The sequence below is a fragment of the Sporosarcina oncorhynchi genome, assembly GCF_033304615.1.
Classification (GTDB): Bacteria; Bacillota; Bacilli; order Bacillales_A; family Planococcaceae; genus Sporosarcina; species Sporosarcina oncorhynchi.
In genome coordinates, this window is the sequence record NZ_CP129118.1 from 38,130 (window position 1) to 60,925 (window position 22,796).

Below are 22,796 nucleotides of genomic sequence, written 5' to 3' on the forward strand. Positions count from 1 at the left end.
GCGTTAAAAAAATATGGCGGAGGAAGAGGGATTCGAACCCCCGCGGGCTTTAACACCCCTGTCGGTTTTCAAGACCGATCCCTTCAGCCGGGCTTGGGTATTCCTCCGTGTTGAACAAATAATAATTTAACATGAATTTAAAAAGGTGTCAACCATTATTATGTCGATTATTGAAGAATTTATTCGAGGCTTGTTGAAATAGCCTGTTTGTGTCGCTTGTAATAGGAATTCAAGCAACTAATTCGTAGAGAAACTAAAAAGATTCAAACGGGATGAGTTGATTTCATTCTCATAAATGAGTATACTAAGAGAGCCGTGCTAGGTGGGGAATTAGCGGTGCCCTGTAGCTTGCAATCCGCTCTAGCAAGACTGAATCCCTTTCCTGAGGCTGTCCGCATGTAGGGTCTGCCTTTTGCACGTAGTGTTGACGCCTGGGTCCTGCGCAATGGGAACCCATGAACCATGTCAGGTCCGGAAGGAAGCAGCATTAAGTGGTATTTCTCATGTGCCGCGGGGCAGCCTAGGCTGAGCTGTCGACAAGAGTTACGCTTATGTGCGGCAGTCGAAGGAAGGTGCACGGCATTACATAAGTAAGTTTGACCCGTCCATTCGTTGGGCGGGTTTTTTCGTGGCTGGTTATAGTGTTAAGAATCTAACGACTTCCTATAAGCGTATGATGCGCATACTTTTTTTAGGATGAAATAAACAATCAAGAAGTTCACGGCTAATAAGCTTAGGTCAAAATAGATGTCATTGAATGGATGCGATGATAGTTCAAAGATGCTGAAGGGATTGTTTCTCGATGAAAGCCATTGGAAAGGGAACACGAGCGCAATTGCTAAACTGACCCATTTGAGGTTTTTGTTATTCATGCATGCACGCCTCCGAATTTGACTATTTTAAATAGTATATACTATTTATGACCTTTAATGAATTATTCATGAAAACACGAACAAATAGAATCCGGCCTTAAAGTGATCTTATTATTAAAAGCTCAAGTCACTATGTTTCGCTTATCTATGGTATAATATAAGGACTACTGTTCGGAATAGAAAGGAGGGGAAATCGTGGTATATCAAGCTTTTTACCGGGTCTATCGACCGCAATCCTTTGGTGAAATGTCAGGCCAGAAACACGTCAAGCAGACATTGCAGAACGCTCTTCTCCATAATAAGACGTCTCACGCGTATCTCTTTTCCGGTCCGAGGGGGACAGGGAAAACGAGTGCAGCAAAAGTATTTGCAAAAGCGTTGAATTGTGAGAAGGCACCGGCAAAAGAACCGTGTAATGCATGCCCTACATGCCTGAGCATTACGGAAGGTTCGAACACAGATGTCATTGAATTTGACGCAGCTTCGAATTCACGTGTCGAAGAGATCCGGGACATTATTGAGAAAGTGCGATTCGCCCCTTCCAACGCACGCTTCAAAGTGTATATTATTGATGAAGTACATATGTTATCGAATTCCGCGTTTAATGCCTTGTTGAAAACATTGGAAGAACCACCATCACATGCCGTGTTCATCTTAGCAACGACTGAACCGCATAAACTACCATTGACGATCATTTCCCGCTGTCAACGCTTCGACTTTAAACCAATTACATCTGCGGAAATCGTCGATCGTATGAACCAGGTCGTTGCGGACGCTGGAGTAGAAGCGGAAGAAGCGGCATTGAAAGTCATTGCACAGGCTGCCTCCGGTGGTATGCGTGATGCGCTCAGCATGCTCGACCAGGTCGTATCTTTTAGTGGTGATCGTTTGACAGCGGAAGCTGCGTTGCTGGTGACCGGGTCGATTGGGGAAGATATTTTCTATCAATTGGCAGAAGCATTACTGTCCAAAGATGCTGCTGCTGCATTGATGTTGCTCGACCAACTGATCGTCGAAGGAAAAGATGTCTCAAGATTAGCGGAGGACCTAATTACGTTCTTTAGGGATCTTCTACTATTAAGAACCGCTCCCGACTTGTCTGAACTACTGGAACTTGTCTCCAATGATGAACGATTTGTATCCATGTCGAGTGCGTTCGAACCTGAAACACTGTATTCCTTTATCGATATCTTGTCGAAAACACAGCAAGAAATGCGGTTTTCCAATCATGCAAAAGTATATGTAGAATCTGCTTTGTTAAAGATGATTCATTACGAAGGACCGGTTGCATCATCGAGTCACGCACCTGATCCGCATTTATCACAAAAAGTGGAGAGTCTTGAACGCCTGATAGGTGAGCTCCAACAACAATTGGCAAACGGCGTCCGTCCGGCAGAGGAAGCGGGAATGGCTGCTCCGCCAAAGAAAAACGGTTCTAAAACATCACAGTCTTTCCGAATACCAACCGGTAAGATCAATGAAGTGCTTAAAGGTGCTACACGTCAAGATATACAAGTAATCCGGGAAGAATGGGCAGGGATGATGCATACAATGCAGAGATCACATTCCGCACTTCTTGAAGAAACGGAACCTGTGGCGGCATCTGACAGTGCTTTTGTGTTAAAATTTAAGTATGAAATCCATTGCCTCATGGCATCAGAAAACCCTTCACTGCGGTCCGGCCTTTCGGACGCTTTACTCGCAAAAACCGGTAAGGCATATGATGTTGTCTATGTACCCGAGGACGGCTGGTTAAAAGTGAGAGAGGAATTCATCCGCAATAATGATCTGTCGAAGCTACAGGACGATGGTACGGAGTCCGTTGATGGCGGAAACGGCGGTGCGGCGGAAGAGATGCCGAACTTCATGCAGGAAGCGGAAGAGCAGAATGCCGATCCGATTGTATCAGAAGCGGAAAAAATGTTTGGCAAGGACTTCATAACAGTACATGATGATTAATTCAAATTCGAGGAGGAAATCACAATGCGCGGTATGGGAAATATGCAAGGTATGATGAAGCAAATGCAGAAGATGCAAAAGCAAATGGCAGAAGCTCAAGAAGAACTAGGTGAAAAGCGTCTGGAAGGATCCGCAGGTGGCGGAATGGTGAAAGTCATCGTTTCAGGTCAGAAAGAAGTGCTTGAAGTGATCGTCGATCCGACGGTTGTAGATCCTGAGGATGTTGAAATGCTGCAAGATCTAATTGTAATTGCTACAAACGAAGCAATGGCAGCAGCTGAAGAACTATCGAACTCCACAATGGGTCAATTCACGAAGGGATTGAACCTGCCTGGAATGTTCTAGGAGGAAAAAACATGCACTATCCTGAACCGATATCAAAACTCATTGATAGTTTTATGAAATTGCCAGGTATCGGCCCGAAAACAGCGGGCCGTCTGGCGTTTTTTGTGTTAAGCATGAAAGAGGATACGGTCCTTGACTTTGCCAAAGCTTTAGTCGATGCGAAAAGGAATCTGCGTTTTTGTTCAGTCTGTGGACACATTACGGATATTGACCCATGTCATATTTGTCAGGACACATCGCGTGACCGGTCAATGATCTGTGTCGTTCAAGATCCGAAAGATGTCATTGCAATGGAGAAAATGCGAGATTTTAAAGGTCTTTACCACGTACTGCATGGGTCGATTTCGCCAATGGATGGCATCGGCCCTGAAGATATTAACGTACCTTCCTTATTGACGAGATTGCAAGATGAGGAAGTGGAAGAACTGATACTGGCGACGAACCCGACAATCGAAGGGGAAGCGACAGCGATGTATATCTCGAGACTGGTAAAACCATCTGGCATTACGACAACTCGAATTGCTCATGGTCTTCCTGTTGGCGGAGACCTTGAATATGCCGACGAAGTGACGTTATCCAAAGCACTTGAAGGACGTAGGGAACTATAGGGGGCAACATCCATGTTTGGCCGAAATCGAAAGTTGAAGAAAGAATATGACGAACGATTGCTGAACCTGCTCCTGGAAGCGAAGAGTGAATGGGAACAGGCGAGGGAAATTGAGAAGTATTTGAATGATCATGATGAAGAGGTACTCGTTCGACGTAAAATCGCGGAGAGTAAGTATTTTCATTTATTCAAAGAAGCAAAAGAACGGAACCTCCGTGTAGCGCGTGAATGAACTCAGCGTCGTCGTTCTCGTTGCTAACCACGTGATAATTGTTCAGGGAAGCGCATAGAGTGGACTATTAGTCGAAAGGGGCGCTTTCCATGAAAATTATCGTAGTTGCAGTAATAGGGGTTATCCTTCTCCTTCTATTAATGATGGATAAGAAACAGATCGGAAAATTGACGGAGAAGTTGTCTGTGTTTTGGTTCCGGTTGGCATTTGCATTTCTTGCCCTCTTCCTCCTGAATATAGCTGGAGGTTTTGTAGGCATCTACTTCCCGGTCAATATTGCGTCAGGTTTCCTGCTAGCGTTATTGGGCATTCCGGGTTTCGCGGCATTGTTCGCATTCGCGGTCTTCTTGTAAGGTGCTCCGAAATACACTATCACTGTATACATCAACGAGATTCTTTATTTTGGATTTAAGTAGTTCACTACTTTCCTCCATGATAAAGGATTTTTTTTGTTGGAAAGGACTGTTCCTTTTACATACTTAAAATCACAACGTAAGGTTCTTCTAGCTAGTAATACTAAACATTTACAGTACCTTCACAGTAGATTAATACTCTTCGCTTATAGTTGAAGATGATTAAAACTATAGGAGGTCTTTGAATGTTGAAAAAGAAGTTTTTCAAGAAAGTTGTGCCTGTAGCTGTGATTTCGACTGTGTTATTTGGTGGATTGATTAGTTCCGTCGCCAATGAGCGGGTATCAGCAGAACAAGTTAAGCCGAACGATCATGCTGATATCAAAAATGTAATCTTCTTGATTGGGGATGGAATGGGGGTATCCTATACATCCGCGTATCGTTACTTCAAAGATGATCCAACGACACCCGATGTCGAGTTGACTGAGTTCGATAAATACCTAGTAGGTCAGCAGATGACCTATCCAAATGATGAAACCGATTCTATAACAGACTCTGCTTCTGCTGCAACAGCTATGTCATCGGGGATAAAAACCTATAATAACGCTATTGCAGTAGATAAAGATAAGAGTAGAGTGAAAACAGTTTTGGAAGCCGCAAAAGAGGCCGGTAAATCGACTGGACTTGTGGCTACCTCCGAAATCACCCATGCAACGCCTGCAGCATACGGCGCTCATAATGAGAGTAGGAAAAACATGGACGAAATTGCTGATGATTATTATCAAGAACGCATTAATGGCAAACATACAATAGACGTTCTTCTTGGCGGAGGGAAAAAGAACTTTGTTCGGGAAGACGCGAACCTTGTCGAGTCCTTTAAAAAGAATGGCTATAGTCATGTCAGTACAAAAGCGGAATTATTGAAGGATAGCAATGAGCAAATTTTAGGGTTGTTCGCAGATGAAGGGCTTCCGAAGATGATTGATCGGTCAGCAGATACGCCGTCGTTGGAAGAAATGACAGTTGCGGCTATAGATAGATTGAAGAAGAACGACAAAGGATTCTTCCTTATGGTTGAAGGTAGTCAAATCGACTGGGCAGGACATAGTAACGATATTGTCGGTGCCATGAGCGAAATGGAAGATTTCGAAAAAGCATTCAAGGCGGCAATTGACTTTGCGAAAGAGGATAAACATACATTAGTTGTTGCGACAGCCGATCACTCGACGGGCGGATTTTCAATAGGAGCGGATGGTGTCTACAATTGGTCCGTCGACGAAATCAAAGCAGCAAAACGGACGCCGGCTTTCGTTGCTCAGCAAATTGCAACAGGAGCAGATGTAGAGTCGACATTGAAACTTTATATTGACCAAGATTTCTTGCCTTTGACTGATCAGGAAATTAAAGTGGTTAGTGCAGCTGGTGATAAAGGCAACGCCATTGAAGAAGCCATCAAAACCATTTTTGATAAACGCTCAAATACCGGGTGGACTACTGGTGGCCATACAGGTGAAGATGTGCCTGTTTATGCTTACGGTCCAGCGAAAGAACGTTTCGCCGGTTTGCTAGACAATATCGATCATGCACGAATCATCTTCGAACTAGTAGGAAGTAAAGAATAGAGAGTCGCAGTCATACTGAAAGTCTACACTCATGTCCTAGACGAACGTTTAAATTTGGTTGAAGTAGGAGAGAAGATTCTGCGGAGAGTATAATTCGCAGGATCTTTTTCGCTTCAACAACGATTTTTAATAAGCTATATACGAAATCGTTGTATCGTTTTGATGCTGCAACAGAGAAATTGAAAATAAGGAAAGAGCCACTTTAATAGAAGGGAAAGTATTTTTGATAAAAGGGTTGCATTCTAAAAGAACAGATGTTATGTTATATAACGTTGCACTTCAGGGAAACGAAAACAGCTTGTAAAAACAGTTTAAAACTTTTTTAAAAAGGTTGTTGACAAAGCGGATGCAATGATGGTATTATATAAAAGTTGCCTCTTAAAGAAGCGACCGACAATAGAAACCAAATGAACCTTGAAAACTGAACAGCAAAACGTCAACAATACAAGTTCTGCAGCCGGCTTGCCGGTGAAGGAACAAAACGAATCTTCGGATTCAAAATTGACATCTTAATTGATGCCAGCAAGAAATGAGCTATTCATTTTCTTTATTTCTGGCGGTCGAGACGTAGTGCAGTGCTAGGAAGCGATGGAGTGAAGGAAGGAGCGTACACCAGTACGTGACTGACTGAACGACTGAAGCTGACAACGCAATGTGCTTCGTATCGACTAGCCAGTATTATGGAGAGTTTGATCCTGGCTCAGGACGAACGCTGGCGGCATGCCTAATACATGCAAGTCGAGCGGATTAATGGGAGCTTGCTCCCTGATATCAGCGGCGGACGGGTGAGTAACACGTGGGCAACCTGCCCTGCAGATGGGGATAACTCCGGGAAACCGGGGCTAATACCGAATAATCAGTTCCTTCGCATGAAGGAACTCTGAAAGACGGTTTCGGCTGTCACTGCAGGATGGGCCCGCGGCGCATTAGCTAGTTGGTGGGGTAATGGCCTACCAAGGCAACGATGCGTAGCCGACCTGAGAGGGTGATCGGCCACACTGGGACTGAGACACGGCCCAGACTCCTACGGGAGGCAGCAGTAGGGAATCTTCCACAATGGACGAAAGTCTGATGGAGCAATGCCGCGTGAGCGAAGAAGGTTTTCGGATCGTAAAGCTCTGTTGCGAGGGAAGAATAAGTACGGGAGTAACTGCCCGTACCTTGACGGTACCTCGTCAGAAAGCCACGGCTAACTACGTGCCAGCAGCCGCGGTAATACGTAGGTGGCAAGCGTTGTCCGGAATTATTGGGCGTAAAGCGCGCGCAGGCGGTCCTTTAAGTCTGATGTGAAAGCCCACGGCTCAACCGTGGAGGGTCATTGGAAACTGGAGGACTTGAGTACAGAAGAGGAAAGCGGAATTCCACGTGTAGCGGTGAAATGCGTAGAGATGTGGAGGAACACCAGTGGCGAAGGCGGCTTTCTGGTCTGTAACTGACGCTGAGGCGCGAAAGCGTGGGGAGCAAACAGGATTAGATACCCTGGTAGTCCACGCCGTAAACGATGAGTGCTAAGTGTTAGGGGGTTTCCGCCCCTTAGTGCTGCAGCTAACGCATTAAGCACTCCGCCTGGGGAGTACGGCCGCAAGGCTGAAACTCAAAGGAATTGACGGGGACCCGCACAAGCGGTGGAGCATGTGGTTTAATTCGAAGCAACGCGAAGAACCTTACCAGGTCTTGACATCCCACTGACCGGCATGGAGACATGTCTTTCCCTTCGGGGACAGTGGTGACAGGTGGTGCATGGTTGTCGTCAGCTCGTGTCGTGAGATGTTGGGTTAAGTCCCGCAACGAGCGCAACCCTTATTCTTAGTTGCCATCATTCAGTTGGGCACTCTAAGGAGACTGCCGGTGACAAACCGGAGGAAGGTGGGGATGACGTCAAATCATCATGCCCCTTATGACCTGGGCTACACACGTGCTACAATGGACGGTACAAAGGGCTGCAAACCCGCGAGGGCAAGCCAATCCCATAAAACCGTTCCCAGTTCGGATTGCAGGCTGCAACTCGCCTGCATGAAGCCGGAATCGCTAGTAATCGTGGATCAGCATGCCACGGTGAATACGTTCCCGGGTCTTGTACACACCGCCCGTCACACCACGAGAGTTTGTAACACCCGAAGTCGGTGGGGTAACCCTTACGGGAGCCAGCCGCCGAAGGTGGGACAGATGATTGGGGTGAAGTCGTAACAAGGTAGCCGTATCGGAAGGTGCGGCTGGATCACCTCCTTTCTAAGGATTATTACGGAATATGAACCTTGGGTTCATACGTTGACGTTTTGCGTTCAGTTTTGAAGGTTCATCCTGTTGGATGAAAATTCAAAACTTGTTCATTGAAAACTGGATAGAACGACATTGAAGCAACAAAACATCAAGTTAATCAACCGAGTCAATCACGTAGTGATTGAACAATGCAAGTCTTTTTAACGATCATGGAAGCATATCGCTATGCGGAAGTGGTCACTTATGGAATTCATGAAGCGTCACAGCGGATTGAAGACCGAAAAGGTTAAGTTAGAAAGGGCGCACGGCGGATGCCTTGGCACTAGAAGCCTAAGAAGGACGGCACTAACACCGATATGCTTCGGGGAGCTGTAAGTAAGCTTTGATCCGAAGATTTCCGAATGGGGAAACCCACTGCCTTTAATGGGGCAGTACGTTTACGTGAATACATAGCGTAAACGAGGCACACCCGGAGAACTGAAACATCTAAGTACCCGGAGGAAGAGAAAGAAAAATCGATTCCCTTAGTAGCGGCGAGCGAAACGGGAAGAGCCCAAACCAGGAAGCTTGCTTCCTGGGGTTGTAGGACACTCTATACGGAGTTACAAAAGGCTGGATTAGACGAAGCGACCTGGAAAGGTCCGCCAGAGCGGGTAATAGCCCCGTAGTCGAAAGTCCATCCCCTCCAGAGTGGATCCTGAGTACGGCGGAACACGTGAAATTCCGTCGGAATCCGGGAGGACCATCTCCCAAGGCTAAATACTCTCTAGTGACCGATAGTGTACCAGTACCGTGAGGGAAAGGTGAAAAGCACCCCGGAAGGGGAGTGAAATAGATCCTGAAACCGTGTGCCTACAAGTTGTCAGAGCCCGTTAATGGGTGATGGCGTGCCTTTTGTAGAATGAACCGGCGAGTTACGATTCCATGCAAGGTTAAGCAGTGAATGCGGAGCCGCAGCGAAAGCGAGTCTGAATAGGGCGAATGAGTATGGGGTCGTAGACCCGAAACCAGGTGATCTACCCATGTCCAGGGTGAAGGTAAGGTAACACTTACTGGAGGCCCGAACCCACGTACGTTGAAAAGTGCGGGGATGAGGTGTGGGTAGCGGTGAAATTCCAATCGAACCTGGAGATAGCTGGTTCTCTCCGAAATAGCTTTAGGGCTAGCCTCAAACGTTAGAATCTCGGAGGTAGAGCACTGTTTGGACTAGGGGCCCATCCCGGGTTACCGAATTCAGACAAACTCCGAATGCCGATGATTTATGTTTGGGAGTCAGACTGCGGGTGATAAGATCCGTAGTCGAGAGGGAAACAGCCCAGACCGCCAGTTAAGGTCCCCAAGTATCCGTTAAGTGGAAAAGGATGTGACGCTGTCCAGACAACCAGGATGTTGGCTTAGAAGCAGCCACCATTTAAAGAGTGCGTAATAGCTCACTGGTCGAATGGCGTTGCGCCGAAAATGTACCGGGGCTAAACGGATCACCGAAACTGCGGATTGACACCTATGGTGTCAGTGGTAGGAGAGCGTTCCAAGGGCGTCGAAGCTAGACCGTAAGGACTGGTGGAGCGCTTGGAAGTGAGAATGCCGGTATGAGTAGCGAAAGAAGGGTGAGAATCCCTTCCACCGAATGCCTAAGGTTTCCTGAGGAAGGCTCGTCCGCTCAGGGTCAGTCGGGACCTAAGTCGAGGCCGAAAGGCGTAGACGATGGATAACAGGTTGATATTCCTGTACCACCTCCCCGCCGTTTGAGCAATGGGGGGACGCAGAAGGATAGGGTGAGCGCGCTGTTGGTCATGCGCGTCTAAGCAGTGAGGTGTGGAACGAGGCAAATCCCGTTCCTATAACATTGAGCTGTGACAGCAAGGGGAATTATTCCCCGGAGTCCCTGATTTCACACTGCCAAGAAAAGCCTCTAGCGAGGCGGGAGGTGCCCGTACCGCAAACCGACACAGGTAGGCGAGAAGAGAATTCTAAGGTGATCGAGAGAACTCTCGTTAAGGAACTCGGCAAAATGACCCCGTAACTTCGGGAGAAGGGGTGCTCTGGTAGGGTGTTAAAGCCCGAGAGAGCCGCAGTGAATAGGCCCAGGCGACTGTTTAGCAAAAACACAGGTCTCTGCAAAACCGTAAGGTGACGTATAGGGGCTGACGCCTGCCCGGTGCTGGAAGGTTAAGAGGAGAGGTCAGCGCAAGCGAAGCTTCGAATTGAAGCCCCAGTAAACGGCGGCCGTAACTATAACGGTCCTAAGGTAGCGAAATTCCTTGTCGGGTAAGTTCCGACCCGCACGAAAGGCGTAACGATCTGGGCACTGTCTCAACGAGAGACTCGGTGAAATTATAATATGCGTGAAGATGCGCATTACCCGCGACAGGACGGAAAGACCCCGTGGAGCTTTACTGTAGCCTGATATTGAATTCCGGTGCAGCCTGTACAGGATAGGTAGGAGCCTTTGAGTCCGGAGCGCCAGCTTCGGAGGAGGCAATGGTGGGATACTACCCTGGCTGTATTGGACTTCTAACCCTTGCCCGTGATCCGGGCAGGAGACAGTGTCAGGTGGACAGTTTGACTGGGGCGGTCGCCTCCTAAAGAGTAACGGAGGCGCCCAAAGGTTCCCTCAGAATGGTTGGACATCATTCGTAGAGTGCAAAGGCATAAGGGAGCTTGACTGCGAGACCTACAAGTCGAGCAGGGTCGAAAGACGGGCTTAGTGATCCGGTGGTTCCGCATGGAAGGGCCATCGCTCAACGGATAAAAGCTACCCCGGGGATAACAGGCTTATCTCCCCCAAGAGTCCACATCGACGGGGAGGTTTGGCACCTCGATGTCGGCTCATCGCATCCTGGGGCTGTAGTCGGTCCCAAGGGTTGGGCTGTTCGCCCATTAAAGCGGTACGCGAGCTGGGTTCAGAACGTCGTGAGACAGTTCGGTCCCTATCCGTCGCGGGCGCAGGAAATTTGAGAGGAGCTGTCCTTAGTACGAGAGGACCGGGATGGACACACCGCTGGTGTACCAGTTGTCTTGCCAAAGGCATCGCTGGGTAGCTATGTGTGGAAGGGATAAATGCTGAAAGCATCTAAGCATGAAGCCCCCCTCAAGATGAGATTTCCCATTACGCAAGTAAGTAAGATCCCTCAAAGAAGATGAGGTAGATAGGTCCGGGGTGGAAGCGTGGCGACACGTGCAGCTGACGGATACTAATCGATCGAGGACTTAACCTTATATGTTAAAGAGCGCACGGTTGAACGTGATGAGTTCAGCAACAATGTCTGTTTTATCCGGTTTTGAACGAACAAGTATCGTTCAGTTGTCTGGTAATGATGGCGAAGAGGTCACACCCGTTCCCATACCGAACACGGAAGTTAAGCTCTTCAGCGCCGATGGTAGTAGGGGGTTTCCCCCTGTGAGAGTAGGACGTCGCCAGGCAAAGGCCATTCCCTGTGGGGGATGGTTTTTTTGTGCGTTAAAATTCGACCGAAGGTTGAGTGTTGTTTTGACTTTTTATTCGTTAATAAAGGTTAAGCTCTTCAGCGCCGATGGTAGTAAAGGGGCGAAGCCACTTTGCGTAATTTACACCAACGGTGCAAATTACGCAGGAAACTGGTTTCCCCCTGTGAGAGTAGGACGTCGCCAGGCAGAAGCCATTCCCTGTGGGGGATGGTTTTTTTGTGCTCTAAAATAAGTTCGACAGTGCAAGGCGCGAAATCGTGCTACTTAGTGAGTGGGCGTTGCCCCGCGGCATTCGTTATTCGCGGATAGGAAATCGTCCAAAGACCTTCCTATGTCGCGTGAAGTGCTTTTTGCAAATTGGTCTTTTTCTATTGATCAGCATTAAATAGAAGTTGATAGAGGATCCGCTCAACCTCATGCGGAAACCGCTCGACCCCCTGCGGAAACCGCTCAACCTATGCCCATAAACCGCTCAACCTATGCCCATAAACCGCACACGTACACGTATGTCATAATCGATTACCCACTCATATACCAAGACTACACCCAAGCTCGTATACCTCAACTCGATTCAAATTCAAAAATTCAATAATTATGACTGCTTAACCACCTCTTCTAGTTCATCATAGTTTACATCTATGACGAATATGGAGATGCGTCTTAAGCTCGAAGGCGATTTAATGACCATTCCGTCTCGTTACAGCTTACGGTAAAGAGAATTATCCAAGAGGGGCTGACGAACACACAAAAACATGGGAATGCAAAGACTTGTGACGTTTACCTTCGTATTGCTGGAGAAGAAGATATTATGGAAATTCAGGATAAGAGGACAAAAAAATATCATTCCGAAATTCGGATTAATTAATATGAAAGAACGTGTTGAGAGTATGGAGGGGTATTTGAAATAAAAAGTGTGGAAGGGGACGCCGATTAGCATGTTGCCCGACGCCCTGCAGAAAATCGCGAACTTTGTAACGCAATCGTGGGCCATGGCTGTTTTTACAAAGTTAATAGCTGAAGGTGGGTCCACAGGAGATATACTGTTGCCAATCACCATGTTGCTTGTATTCGCAGCAACGTTCCTTTCAATTGGCTTGTCGAAAATGAAATACGTGTGACGCAGGGATCATTTCCTTGCTTCACATCTTTCATTCAACAAGTAAGCACTGTCGTAATCGCTTACCAACACACCTTCCTTCATATATAATAGGGATACGTAAAGGAAGTGTCACGACAAATGAATCAAAGCGATCGCCCGCTCGTAGAGGCATTATTCAATTTTAAAAAACAGCACCCGGTCTCATTACATGTGCCGGGGCATAAGCATGGTATGCTTTCCCGTTTGCCGGTTGAATTCCGCAGCGCTCTTTCGTATGATTTCACGGAATTGACAGGGTTGGATGATCTTCATGAAGCAGATGGAGTAATTAAGGCATCAGAATTACTGCTTTCCCAACTCTATAAATCTACACGCAGCTTTTTCCTTGTGAACGGTTCGACTGTTGGCAACCTGGCGATGGTCTATGCCATTTGTAGCCCAGGAGACATAGTCATCATTCAGCGGAATGCACATAAGTCCGTGTTCAATGCAGTGGAATTGACGGGAGCGTTGCCAGTTCTTATCACCCCTCCATGGGATACAAGCACACAGGCGCCTGGGACACTAGCCGTAGACCAAGTGCAAGAGGCGCTTGATGCTTACCCGGAAGCGAAAGGGATTGTGCTGACGTATCCAACTTATTACGGAGTGACCGGTAATGATTTGAAACCTATCATTGAGCTCTGTCATTCCCATTCGGTACCTGTCCTTGTAGATGAAGCGCATGGGGCACATTTCATCGTAGGTGAACCGTTTCCGAAGTCGGCACTAGAGCTCGGTGCAGATGTTGTTGTCCACTCAGCCCATAAGACGCTACCTGCACTGACAATGGCATCTTTTCTTCATGTACGATCAAACTTCGTTGAGGAAGAAAAGGTCGCATATTATCTCCAGATGTTACAATCGAGCAGCCCATCCTATCTGTTGATGGCCTCATTGGATGACGCACGGGCGTATGCCGCAAGTTTCAATGAAAATGACAAACAGCATTTCTTTGAGCTCCGCAAAACATTTTTAGAGGCGATTAAAAACGACACGCCTTTTGAATTAATAGAAACCGACGATCCGTTGAAGCTTCTGATTCGGTTGGTTGGTTATACGGGTTTCGAATTGCAAGAAGCATTGGAATCCCAAGGCATCTATGCAGAACTGGCCGATCCATTCCAAGTACTGTTTGTGTTACCGTTATGGAATGCGTCATCGACCTTACAACTGGAATCCTTGCTAACCAAAATGACAGAGGCAGTCACTTTGCTGAACAAAATGCCAAGCGGTTCTGTTGCAGCGAATATTCCTGAATGGCCAGTCGGTATTTCCACACTCGCATGCCCGCCTTCGCAATGGGCGACCATGCAAGTGGAATGGATACCTATGGAGAAATCAGTTGGCCATATTGCGGGAACCTCTCTCATTCCTTATCCGCCTGGCATTCCTTTGCTCATGAAAGGGGAACTGATCCAGGATAGTCATCTGTCGACGTTGACGGATCTGATGAAGATGGGTACCCGGTTTCACGGCGCTTCCCGTCTTGTTGAGGGGCAGATTCAAGTACTGAAAAGAGACACGGAGGCGTAAATTATGCAAAAAGGATTATTTATTACATTTGAAGGGCCTGAAGGGGCAGGGAAAACAACGGTCATTGCCGAAATAGATAAGAGATTGGAAAATATCGGAATGGAGACCGTCCTCACCCGTGAACCGGGGGGAATCCGTATTTCCGAAAAAATCCGTTCTATTATTCTTGACAATGCGCATCAGGAGATGGATGGCAGGACAGAGGCGCTCCTGTATGCGGCAGCTAGGCGGCAACATCTCGTAGAGAAGATTATTCCTGCGCTAGAGGCAGGGAAAATTGTCCTCTGTGACCGTTTTGTGGATAGTTCCCTTGCCTATCAAGGTCATGCAAGAGGACTTGGCATGGACGAAGTGATGTCCATTAATGAATTTGCCATCGAAGACATGATGCCCGACTTGACGATTTTCTTCGATATCACACCCGAAGAGGGATTGAGCAGGATTGAAGCAAATGCAGGGCGGGAGCAAAATCGACTGGATAATGAGACATTGCAGTTCCATCAGAATGTGTACGAAGGATATGAAATCGTACAAAAGCGATACGCAGATCGCATTGTCAAAACGGACGCCTCCAAACCATTATCTGAAGTAACTGAAAATGTTTGGAAATTAATAAGTTCCCGACTCATGTCTGAAGGGATTTAGTGATATAATAAAGAAGAGACACAACAAAAAAGGAGAGGATACCGTGAAATTGATAGTGGCAGTTGTACAGGACCAAGACAGCAACCGATTATCGGCGGCTTTGACGAAAAATGATTTCCGTGCTACAAAATTAGCCAGTACTGGTGGATTTTTGCGTTCGGGTAATACGACATTCCTAATTGGTACGGATGACAGTCTCATCCCGAAGGCTTTGGAATTGATTCGTGAAAATTGTCGGTCACGGGATCAGATGGTGGCTCCTGTTTCGCCAATGGGCGGCAATGCCGACTCTTACATCCCTTATCCGGTTGAAGTGGAAGTAGGCGGGGCAACAGTGTTTGTATTGCCTATTGAACAGTTTCATCATTTTTGATGGAATGAGGTGAGATTTTATGAAAGTAAATGGAGAATACCGGACTGGGCTGGACAACTTGCGGAATGATCCGCTTAAATCAGTGCAAGGAAACGCCCGGTTCGGACAACTGGTTACTAAGTCAGAGGAAAAGTTGCACGGTGAACAGATTACTAGGTTACTTGGAGATATATCAACGGCGGGAGACCGTCTTGCACGTTCCCGGAACTTACGGGATATGGCGAAATTCAAGATGCTTGTTCGACGTTTTTTACAAGAATCTGTAGAATCGGGATTGGGATTAAAACAATCTCATACATGGAACCAATACGGCGAAGGACGCCGATTGAAAATTGTTACGACAATAGATGAAAAACTCATTGAATTGGCTGAAGCATTGCTGGATGATGAGCGAACGTCTGTTGAATTACTTGGGAAAATAGGAGAAATCAAAGGACTTCTCATTAATCTATATATGTAAAACGTGCATTCCGAAGAAATGGGAATTCCGTTTTATGCATGGGAGGCAAAACAATGGCTACTGCAATCAAACAGCGGCAAAAGGCAGTCGTTGAAAGACTGGAAGCGACTTTCCTGAATAACCGGATTGGCCATGCCTACCTTTTCGATGGCGAAACAGGGACTGGAAAAGAGGAGGCAGCGATCCATTTCGCAAAGCTGTTGCTTTGTGAACAACCGGATAATGCTGTTCCATGTGAAACATGTCATGCGTGTAGACGAATTGATTCACAAAACCATCCAAACGTTACACGCATTGAACCGGACGGACAAGACATCAAAAAGGAACAGATGTCCTCTCTAATCATGCAAATGACGAAGAAAGGGTACGAACCGGGACGTAAAATCTATATGATAGCTAGGGCAGACCGCATGAACATTGCAGCGGCAAATACGCTGCTTAAGTTCCTGGAAGAACCAGAAGGCGAAGTTACGGCAATTCTAATGACGAATTCGTATCATTCCATTCTGCCCACAATCCAGTCACGCTGTCAGCGCATCAGCTTCCTACCGCCGCGTCGTGAAGAGATGATTGCTAAATTAGTTGAAAGTGGTGTTACACCAACAATGGCTGCGACTGTCACTATGATGACAGCTGATAACGAGAAGGCAAAAGAACTGGCTGAAAATGATCAATTTGCACTCACACGAAAGACAGTGTTAAAATTGATTGAAGCATCAGATCGCAATGTAAATGAAGCGCTTATTTTCATCCAAACCGACTGGTCACCGGCATTAAAAGAGAAGGAAGATATGGAACGTGGTCTCGATCTGCTGCTGTATGCCTTCCGCGACATCGTAGCGATGAAAGCGGGATTACAGGCGGAGCTTACATTTCCTGATCAGCAACAGAACTTCCGAGCTCTCTCAATGAAGATGACCTATAATAGATTGTCGGATAACATGGAAGCGGTTCTGCAAGCGAAGAAAAAAATGTACGCCAATATGAATCGTACACTTTTAATGGAACAACTGGTGCTCAATTTGCAGGAGGGGTTAATGCTTGTATAAAGTTGTAGGTGTCCGCTTTAAGAAAGCGGGTAAAATATATTATTTCGATCCACTCGACAATCCACTAGTCGTCGATGATTATGTCATTGTAGAGACGGCAAGAGGGATCGAATATGGTAAAGTTGCGAGTCTCGTGAGGGAAGTCGAAGAACATGATGTTGTCTTGCCACTTAAGAAAATCATCCGTAAAGCTAAAATAGAAGATGATACACAAGTCGAAGAAAATCGTCTGGATGCTGAGCAGGCCTTTGTCAAATGTGCGGAAAAGATTAAAGAACATGAGTTGGATATGAAGCTCGTGGACGTGGAGTATACATTCGACCGCAACAAAATCGTCTTTTACTTCACAGCGGAAGGGCGAGTAGATTTCAGGAATCTCGTTAAGGATCTCGCTGCCATTTTCCGAACGCGAATTGAATTGCGTCAAATCGGCGTACGTGATGAAGCAAAAATGCTTGGAGGCATCGGACCTTGTGGAAGAATGCTGTGCTGTTCCACATTCCTAGGTGACTTTGAACCGGTGTCCATTAAGATGGCTAAGGATCAGAATCTATCATTGAATCCTTCCAAAATTTCCGGGTTATGCGGCCGACTCATGTGCTGTCTGAAATATGAAAACGATGAATATGAAAAGGCCAAATCACTAATGCCGGATATGGGTGAGCGAATACAAACGCCTGACGGTCCAGGTAAAGTAGTGGGACTGAATCTCCTTGAAAGAGTGTTACAAGTGAGTTTGAAAGATCAGGACCAAGTCTTGGAATATTCATGGGAAGAATTGGAGAACGCGAAGAATGCAGTTGCTCAATTGACGAAATGATGGGGTGATTAGGTTGAAAGAAGGGAACTTTCTCGATAGAGTGATGGAATTTGAGCAGCAGCTCGAAATGATGCATGAACAATTCCGGGAACTCATTGGATTTGTCGCAAAGATGACGGAAGAGAACCACTCACTTCAACTCGAAAACCAACATCTGCGGACACGGCTCGAAGAATTAAGTGAAAAGGTTCAAGTGATCGAAGAACAAGTACCACTTGAGAAGCCGCGTAAAATGGATATCGGTGAAGGTGTGGACAATCTTGCACGAATCTATAACGAAGGATATCACGTCTGTAATGTCCATTACGGCAGCAGCCGTAAAGGTGAGGATTGTCTATTCTGCCTGTCCTTCCTAAGTAAACAAAATTCTTGAGAAAAGCCGATCCCGTTAAGATGGAGGGATTGGCTTTTTCTATCTGAATGAAGGAGAAACAAATGAAAAATTTATTGAAAGACGATGAACGGCTCGATTATCTATTGGCAGAAGAGTTACGGATTATCCAAAGTCCTTCTGTCTTTTCCTTTTCTTTGGATGCTGTTCTGCTTGCCAAATTTGCATATGTACCGAAGCGCTCAGGAAAGATTGTAGACTTATGTGCAGGCAATGGAGCGGTGCCTCTATTTTTGAGTGCCCGCACAAAGGCGGATATTACAGCGGTTGAGTTGCAGGAACGATTGGCGGATATGGCAAACCGCAGCGTCAGCTATAATGGATTGGAAGAACAGATTCGAATTATCCAAGGTGATGTCATCGGTATTGCTTCTGAAATCGGGTATGACCAATACGATACAGTGACATGTAATCCCCCATACTTTCCTGCAAATGAAGCAAGTGAACGGAATTTAAAAGAACATCTGGCCATTGCTAGACATGAAATTCATCTGACACTTGAACAGGCCGTCCGTTCCGCAAGCGAGCTGTTAAAACAGGGAGGGAAGGCTGCGTTTGTTCATCGTCCAAGTAGACTGCTTGATATCGTCACGGCGATGCGCAAAAATCGGCTAGAGCCGAAGCGTATCCAGTTTGTTTATCCTAAAGAGGGCAAAGAAGCAAATACACTGCTCATTGAAGCGATTAAAGACGGTAAACCCGATCTGAAAATCCTTCCCCCTTTGTATGTCTATGGAGATGACGGCAAGTATACAGAAGAAGTGAGGCTCCTTCTATATGGACAAGCGGAATAACCACTTCTTCTACGTCCTTGAATGCGGTGACGGGTCATATTATGCCGGTTATACAAATAATTTGGAGAAGCGGGTTCTGACACATAATGAAGGAAAGGGTGCAAAGTACACACGAGCGAAATTGCCCGTACATTGCATTTACCATGAAGTGTATGAGACAAAACGGGCAGCCATGCAGGCGGAATATCGTTTCAAGCAGTTAACCCGGCAAGCGAAGAAACTTCATATGAGAAAGGGGAAACAGACTGATGAAATCCCAAAAGAGCGCTGAAGCAAATCGTGCGAAGTTGTTTCTCGTTGGCACGCCAATAGGAAATCTAGATGACATGACGTTTCGTGCAGTAAAAGTACTAATGGAAGCAGATGTGATCGCAGCCGAAGATACGAGAAATACGATTAAGCTCTGTAATCATTTTGAAATTAAGACGCCACTGATTAGTTACCATGAACATAATCTGGAAAAAGGTGGAGAAAAGATTCTTTCATTACTGGAGGAAGGAAAGAGTGTTGCGCTGGTCAGTGATGCAGGCATGCCGTGCATTTCAGATCCAGGTCTCGATATTTCCGTCAAAGCAATTGAAGAAGGGTACGATGTCGTACCGATCCCAGGAGCTAATGCTGCAATCAGTGCCCTTGTCGCTTCAGGACTTAACACACAGCCTTTCTCCTTCTTTGGATTTCTCCCAAGACAGAAGAAGGAACGGCATATAGAATTGCTTGAGCTCCAGAAAAAACAAGAGACGTTGTTGTTCTACGAAGCACCCCATCGGTTGAAAGAAACACTTAAGGCATTTACTGACGTGTTCGGTGGAGACCGTAGGGTTGTATTGGCGAGAGAATTGACGAAGCGATTCGAGGAATTCCTCCGGGGTACATTGGAAGAGGCAGTCGCCTGGGTAGAAGCAAATGAAATCAGGGGCGAGTTCTGTATTGTAATCGAAGGGAATTCCGAAGTAAATGAAGATGCGTTGCAAAACTGGTGGGAAGATATTAGTATAGCGACACATGTTGAGCTCTTAATGGAGAAAGAAAGTATTTCATCAAAAGAAGCCATCAAATTGGTTGGTTTGGAACGCGGAATTCCGAAAAGGGATGTCTATCAAGCGTATCATATTAGTGGAAATGAATAATAAAAACCCAGAACATTAAAGTGTTCTGGGTTTTTATTGTTATTATCACGATAATATTAGAGAATCTTATCTTCAATCTCTTTAATCAATTGTTTTGCACCTTCAGGACTCAGAATCAGCTTTCCATCGATCAAACGCAAGTTGTCATCGGATACTTCTCCTGTTATCGAACAAGTCATGTTAGGCATATACTTTTTTAAGATGATCTTGTCATCATCGACATAGATTTCCAAAGCATCCTTCTGTTCAATTCCAAGTGTACGGCGCAACTCGATTGGAATAACTACACGTCCGAGTTCGTCTACTTTTCTTACGATTCCTGTGGATTTCATGACAAGAATTCCCCCTAAGCAATATAGTTTACGACAAAATTCGACATTGTTCTCGTGTCTTCTTTCTATCATACCAACTCTTCCAATTAACGTCAATAAATCAAATTTATAATTATGTACATAATAATAGATGGACTTTAAAACCAAATGCTACAAACTGTAGGGCTTTGATAATCCGAATCTAGGCATTAAGACTTAGTTATGTGAAAATCACATCGCTGTTCAATAAAAGTTAAAGGTGTTTTCCTAACCTTCATTAGTAAGTAAAGTGAAGGAATAAATGCAATTGTGAAGTCTAAACGGCTTCTCCTTTATAAAATTGTTCCGTCATCATGGCACTTTTGTTGAATTTTAGCTAAAATGGAGAGTATAGATTGAAACAATGGAGGTATTCTCTTGACTGAACAGCAAAAAACATTTTACATTACGACCCCTATTTATTACCCAAGCGGTAAATTTCATATCGGCACGGCTTACACAACTGTAGCATCTGACGCGATGGCACGTTATAAACGTCTGCGTGGATTTGATGTGCACTTCCTTACGGGAATGGACGAGCATGGACAGAAAATCCAGGAAAAGGCCGAAGAAGAAGGGTTGCCTCCGCAGGAATACGTCGACAGGATTGCGGACGTCGCTATCAAACTTTGGAAGATGATGGACATTTCGTATGATGATCTGATTAGAACGACAGAAACACGGCATAAAGTCGCTGTAGAAAAGATTTTCAAAAAGTTCCTGGAAAATGGGGATATTTATAAAGGTGAATACGAAGGATGGAAGTGTGTGCCGTGTGAATCATACTTCACTGAAGCGCAACTTGTAGATGGCAACTGTCCAGACTGTCACCGTCCTGTAGACCGTGTTGCTGAAGAATCATACTTCTTCAATATGAAAAAATACGCAGATCGTCTATTAAAATTTTATGAAGACAATCCTACTTTCATCGAACCGGAATCGCGTAAAAATGAAATGATCAACAACTTTATCAAGCCTGGTCTTGAAGATCTGTCCGTTTCTCGTATGTCATTTGACTGGGGCATTAAAGTGCCTGGCGATCCGAAGCATGTTATCTATGTATGGGTCGATGCTTTAACGAACTATATTACAGCATTGGGTTACGGTTCCGACAATGACGCATTATTTAAGCAGTATTGGCCAGCAGACGTGCATGTTGTAGGCAAAGACATCGTTCGGTTCCATACCATTTACTGGCCAATCTTCTTGATGGCACTGGATATTCCGTTACCCAAGAAAGTTTTCGCACATGGTTTCATCATGATGAAAGATGGAAAAATGTCAAAATCAAAAGGCAATGTAGTCTATCCGGAAATGCTCGTTGAACGGTATGGTTTGGATGCAACACGTTATTTCCTGCTTCGTGAATTACCATTCGGGCAGGACGGGACATTCTCTCCAGAATCATTCGTGGAGCGCACAAATTATGATCTTGCCAATGATCTCGGTAATTTATTGAACCGTACTGTTTCGATGATCAATAAGTACTTTGACGGTTTCATTCCGACGGATGGACTGGATTCGACGGAATATGATGCAACGTTGCGTGAATTTGTCTCAAACGCCACGAGTAAATATGAAGCAGCCATGGAAAAGATGCAGTTTAGTGTCGTTTTATCCGAACTATGGTCCATCATTTCTCGTACAAACAAATATATTGATGAAACATCGCCTTGGGTTCTTGCAAAAGATGAAGCGGATAAAGGAAAACTGGCATCTGTCATGTCACATTTAGCTGTGGCATTGCAACAAATTGCTGTCCTGTTACAGCCGTTCATGACAAAGTCGCCAATTCAAATCATGGAACAGCTTGGCTTGGATGAATCGCTATTGGCGTGGGATACGCTCAATGACTTTTCGGTAATTCCAGAAAACTCCAAAGTGGTTGCAAAAGGAGTTCCCATTTTTCCGCGACTGGATCCCGAAGAAGAGATTATCTATATTCGCGAGCAAATGGCAGTGACTGCACCAAAAGAGCAAGAGGAAGACAAGCCTGTTGAGCAGGTTGAAGAAGTGGATGAAATCACAATCGATGACTTCATGAAAGTTGACTTGCGTGTAGCTACAGTCACGGCTTGTGACAGAATTCCAAAAGCAGACAAACTGTTGAAACTGCAAGTGGATCTTGGTTATGAGCAGCGCCAAGTCGTATCCGGCATTGCCGAATACTATGAACCAGAAGATCTTATTGGACAGAAAGTCATCGTCGTAGCGAACTTAAAACCCGTGAAGTTACGTGGAGAACTTTCACAAGGTATGATTCTCGCTGGTTCATCTGAAGGGATTTTGAAACTTGCAACTGTCGATCAGACGTTGGAAAACGGTGCGAAAGTGAAGTAAATATTATGACGGCGTTCCATGTGAAACGCCGTCTTTCTTATTATTCGTTATATAATTGAATCCAGGTTGTCACACGATTGTAACGAAAGAAATAATCAGTTGATCTAGAATGT

General features: G+C 45.6%; 19 protein-coding genes, 1 tRNA gene, 3 rRNA genes and 1 other RNA gene. 22 read left to right on the plus strand and 2 right to left on the minus strand.

Annotation, left to right across the window (positions count from 1 at the left end):
• Positions 1-14: 14 nt before the first annotated feature.
• A tRNA-Ser gene (locus QWT69_RS00170) sits at positions 15-107 on the minus strand.
• Positions 108-313: 206 nt separating this feature from the next.
• Here QWT69_RS00170 and ffs point away from each other — a divergent pair.
• The 21 genes from ffs to rsmI all read left to right on the plus strand — a co-directional run bounded on the left by ffs (position 314) and on the right by rsmI (position 19,993).
• Positions 314-580, plus strand: an RNA gene (gene ffs / locus QWT69_RS00175) — signal recognition particle sRNA large type.
• A 487-nt stretch (positions 581-1,067) separates the two neighbouring features.
• Positions 1,068-2,831, plus strand: a complete 1,764-nt coding sequence (dnaX, locus tag QWT69_RS00180; protein ID WP_317967856.1) for a DNA polymerase III subunit gamma/tau — start codon at positions 1,068-1,070, stop codon at positions 2,829-2,831.
• 24 nt (positions 2,832-2,855) lie between these two features.
• Positions 2,856-3,176 carry a YbaB/EbfC family nucleoid-associated protein gene (locus tag QWT69_RS00185; RefSeq protein WP_317967858.1) on the plus strand — a complete coding sequence of 107 codons (321 nt, stop codon included), beginning with the start codon at positions 2,856-2,858 and terminating at the stop codon, positions 3,174-3,176.
• Positions 3,177-3,187: 11 nt separating this feature from the next.
• Complete coding sequence (gene recR, locus QWT69_RS00190; protein WP_317967860.1) at positions 3,188-3,784, plus strand: recombination mediator RecR; 597 nt, start codon at positions 3,188-3,190, stop codon at positions 3,782-3,784.
• 12 nt (positions 3,785-3,796) lie between these two features.
• Positions 3,797-4,015 (plus strand): YaaL family protein, encoded by a 219-nt coding sequence (locus QWT69_RS00195; protein WP_317967862.1) that lies wholly within the window; start codon positions 3,797-3,799, stop codon positions 4,013-4,015.
• Between the two features lie 89 nt (positions 4,016-4,104).
• The gene (locus tag QWT69_RS00200; protein WP_317967864.1) at positions 4,105-4,368 is read left to right on the plus strand and encodes a pro-sigmaK processing inhibitor BofA family protein; all 264 of its coding nucleotides are present in this window, start codon (positions 4,105-4,107) and stop codon (positions 4,366-4,368) included.
• Between the two features lie 245 nt (positions 4,369-4,613).
• Entirely contained in the window at positions 4,614-5,990 is a 1,377-nt protein-coding gene (locus QWT69_RS00205) for an alkaline phosphatase (protein WP_317967866.1), read from the plus strand.
• 677 nt (positions 5,991-6,667) lie between these two features.
• A 16S ribosomal RNA gene (locus QWT69_RS00210) occupies positions 6,668-8,219 on the plus strand.
• A gap of 275 nt (positions 8,220-8,494) precedes the next feature.
• Positions 8,495-11,428: ribosomal RNA gene (locus QWT69_RS00215) — 23S ribosomal RNA — on the plus strand.
• Positions 11,429-11,517: 89 nt separating this feature from the next.
• Positions 11,518-11,633 (plus strand): 5S ribosomal RNA (gene rrf / locus QWT69_RS00220).
• Together the 16S, 23S and 5S rRNA genes form the textbook arrangement of a ribosomal RNA operon.
• 959 nt (positions 11,634-12,592) lie before the next feature.
• Positions 12,593-12,775: a hypothetical protein gene (locus QWT69_RS00225; RefSeq protein WP_317967868.1), complete on the plus strand. Its 183-nt coding sequence runs from the start codon at positions 12,593-12,595 to the stop codon at positions 12,773-12,775.
• Positions 12,776-12,894: 119 nt separating this feature from the next.
• Positions 12,895-14,331: an aminotransferase class I/II-fold pyridoxal phosphate-dependent enzyme gene (locus QWT69_RS00230; protein ID WP_317967870.1), complete on the plus strand. Its 1,437-nt coding sequence runs from the start codon at positions 12,895-12,897 to the stop codon at positions 14,329-14,331.
• Between the two features lie 3 nt (positions 14,332-14,334).
• Positions 14,335-14,976 carry a dTMP kinase gene (gene tmk / locus QWT69_RS00235; RefSeq protein WP_317967872.1) on the plus strand — a complete coding sequence of 214 codons (642 nt, stop codon included), beginning with the start codon at positions 14,335-14,337 and terminating at the stop codon, positions 14,974-14,976.
• Between the two features lie 43 nt (positions 14,977-15,019).
• A complete protein-coding gene (locus QWT69_RS00240) occupies positions 15,020-15,349 on the plus strand; it encodes a cyclic di-AMP receptor DarA (protein ID WP_147060307.1) in 330 nt (109 codons plus the stop codon).
• A gap of 19 nt (positions 15,350-15,368) precedes the next feature.
• Positions 15,369-15,809, plus strand: coding sequence for a YaaR family protein (locus QWT69_RS00245; RefSeq protein ID WP_317967875.1), 441 nt, complete (start codon positions 15,369-15,371; stop codon positions 15,807-15,809).
• 53 nt (positions 15,810-15,862) lie between these two features.
• A complete protein-coding gene (gene holB / locus QWT69_RS00250; protein ID WP_317967877.1) occupies positions 15,863-16,858 on the plus strand; it encodes a DNA polymerase III subunit delta' in 996 nt (331 codons plus the stop codon).
• The gene (locus tag QWT69_RS00255) at positions 16,851-17,678 is read left to right on the plus strand and encodes a PSP1 domain-containing protein (RefSeq protein ID WP_317967879.1); all 828 of its coding nucleotides are present in this window, start codon (positions 16,851-16,853) and stop codon (positions 17,676-17,678) included. Before holB ends, QWT69_RS00255 begins: the two co-directional genes overlap by 8 nt.
• 13 nt (positions 17,679-17,691) lie before the next feature.
• On the plus strand, positions 17,692-18,051 hold the full coding sequence (gene yabA, locus QWT69_RS00260; protein WP_431312301.1) for a DNA replication initiation control protein YabA: 360 nt from the start codon (positions 17,692-17,694) through the stop codon (positions 18,049-18,051).
• 62 nt (positions 18,052-18,113) lie between these two features.
• A complete protein-coding gene (locus QWT69_RS00265) occupies positions 18,114-18,863 on the plus strand; it encodes a tRNA1(Val) (adenine(37)-N6)-methyltransferase (protein WP_317967881.1) in 750 nt (249 codons plus the stop codon).
• A complete protein-coding gene (locus tag QWT69_RS00270; RefSeq protein ID WP_317967883.1) occupies positions 18,847-19,134 on the plus strand; it encodes a GIY-YIG nuclease family protein in 288 nt (95 codons plus the stop codon). The genes QWT69_RS00265 and QWT69_RS00270 overlap by 17 nt, the downstream gene beginning before the upstream one ends.
• Positions 19,112-19,993, plus strand: coding sequence for a 16S rRNA (cytidine(1402)-2'-O)-methyltransferase (rsmI, locus tag QWT69_RS00275; protein WP_317967885.1), 882 nt, complete (start codon positions 19,112-19,114; stop codon positions 19,991-19,993). The genes QWT69_RS00270 and rsmI overlap by 23 nt, the downstream gene beginning before the upstream one ends.
• 56 nt (positions 19,994-20,049) lie before the next feature.
• On the opposite strand, the gene abrB is transcribed toward rsmI, so the two are convergent.
• On the minus strand, positions 20,050-20,325 hold the full coding sequence (gene abrB / locus QWT69_RS00280; RefSeq protein ID WP_317945928.1) for a transition state genes transcriptional regulator AbrB: 276 nt from the start codon (positions 20,323-20,325) through the stop codon (positions 20,050-20,052).
• A 396-nt stretch (positions 20,326-20,721) separates the two neighbouring features.
• Between abrB and metG the strand changes: the two genes are divergently transcribed.
• Complete coding sequence (metG, locus tag QWT69_RS00285) at positions 20,722-22,683, plus strand: methionine--tRNA ligase (protein WP_317967887.1); 1,962 nt, start codon at positions 20,722-20,724, stop codon at positions 22,681-22,683.
• Positions 22,684-22,796: the final 113 nt, after the last annotated feature.

Bases quoted from the DNA above. Each gene is read 5' to 3' on its own strand.
- QWT69_RS00185 (WP_317967858.1), top strand. From the start codon at position 2,856: ATGCGCGGTATGGGAAATATGCAAGGTATGATGAAGCAAATGCAGAAG.
- recR (WP_317967860.1), top strand. From the start codon at position 3,188: ATGCACTATCCTGAACCGATATCAAAACTCATTGATAGTTTTATGAAA.
- QWT69_RS00195 (WP_317967862.1), top strand. From the start codon at position 3,797: ATGTTTGGCCGAAATCGAAAGTTGAAGAAAGAATATGACGAACGATTG.
- QWT69_RS00200 (WP_317967864.1), top strand. From the start codon at position 4,105: ATGAAAATTATCGTAGTTGCAGTAATAGGGGTTATCCTTCTCCTTCTA.
- QWT69_RS00205 (WP_317967866.1), top strand. From the start codon at position 4,614: ATGTTGAAAAAGAAGTTTTTCAAGAAAGTTGTGCCTGTAGCTGTGATT.
- QWT69_RS00225 (WP_317967868.1), top strand. From the start codon at position 12,593: ATGTTGCCCGACGCCCTGCAGAAAATCGCGAACTTTGTAACGCAATCG.
- QWT69_RS00230 (WP_317967870.1), top strand. From the start codon at position 12,895: ATGAATCAAAGCGATCGCCCGCTCGTAGAGGCATTATTCAATTTTAAA.
- tmk (WP_317967872.1), top strand. From the start codon at position 14,335: ATGCAAAAAGGATTATTTATTACATTTGAAGGGCCTGAAGGGGCAGGG.
- QWT69_RS00245 (WP_317967875.1), top strand. From the start codon at position 15,369: ATGAAAGTAAATGGAGAATACCGGACTGGGCTGGACAACTTGCGGAAT.
- holB (WP_317967877.1), top strand. From the start codon at position 15,863: ATGGCTACTGCAATCAAACAGCGGCAAAAGGCAGTCGTTGAAAGACTG.
- QWT69_RS00265 (WP_317967881.1), top strand. From the start codon at position 18,114: ATGAAAAATTTATTGAAAGACGATGAACGGCTCGATTATCTATTGGCA.
- QWT69_RS00270 (WP_317967883.1), top strand. From the start codon at position 18,847: ATGGACAAGCGGAATAACCACTTCTTCTACGTCCTTGAATGCGGTGAC.
- rsmI (WP_317967885.1), top strand. From the start codon at position 19,112: ATGAAATCCCAAAAGAGCGCTGAAGCAAATCGTGCGAAGTTGTTTCTC.
- abrB (WP_317945928.1), bottom strand. From the start codon at position 20,325: ATGAAATCCACAGGAATCGTAAGAAAAGTAGACGAACTCGGACGTGTA.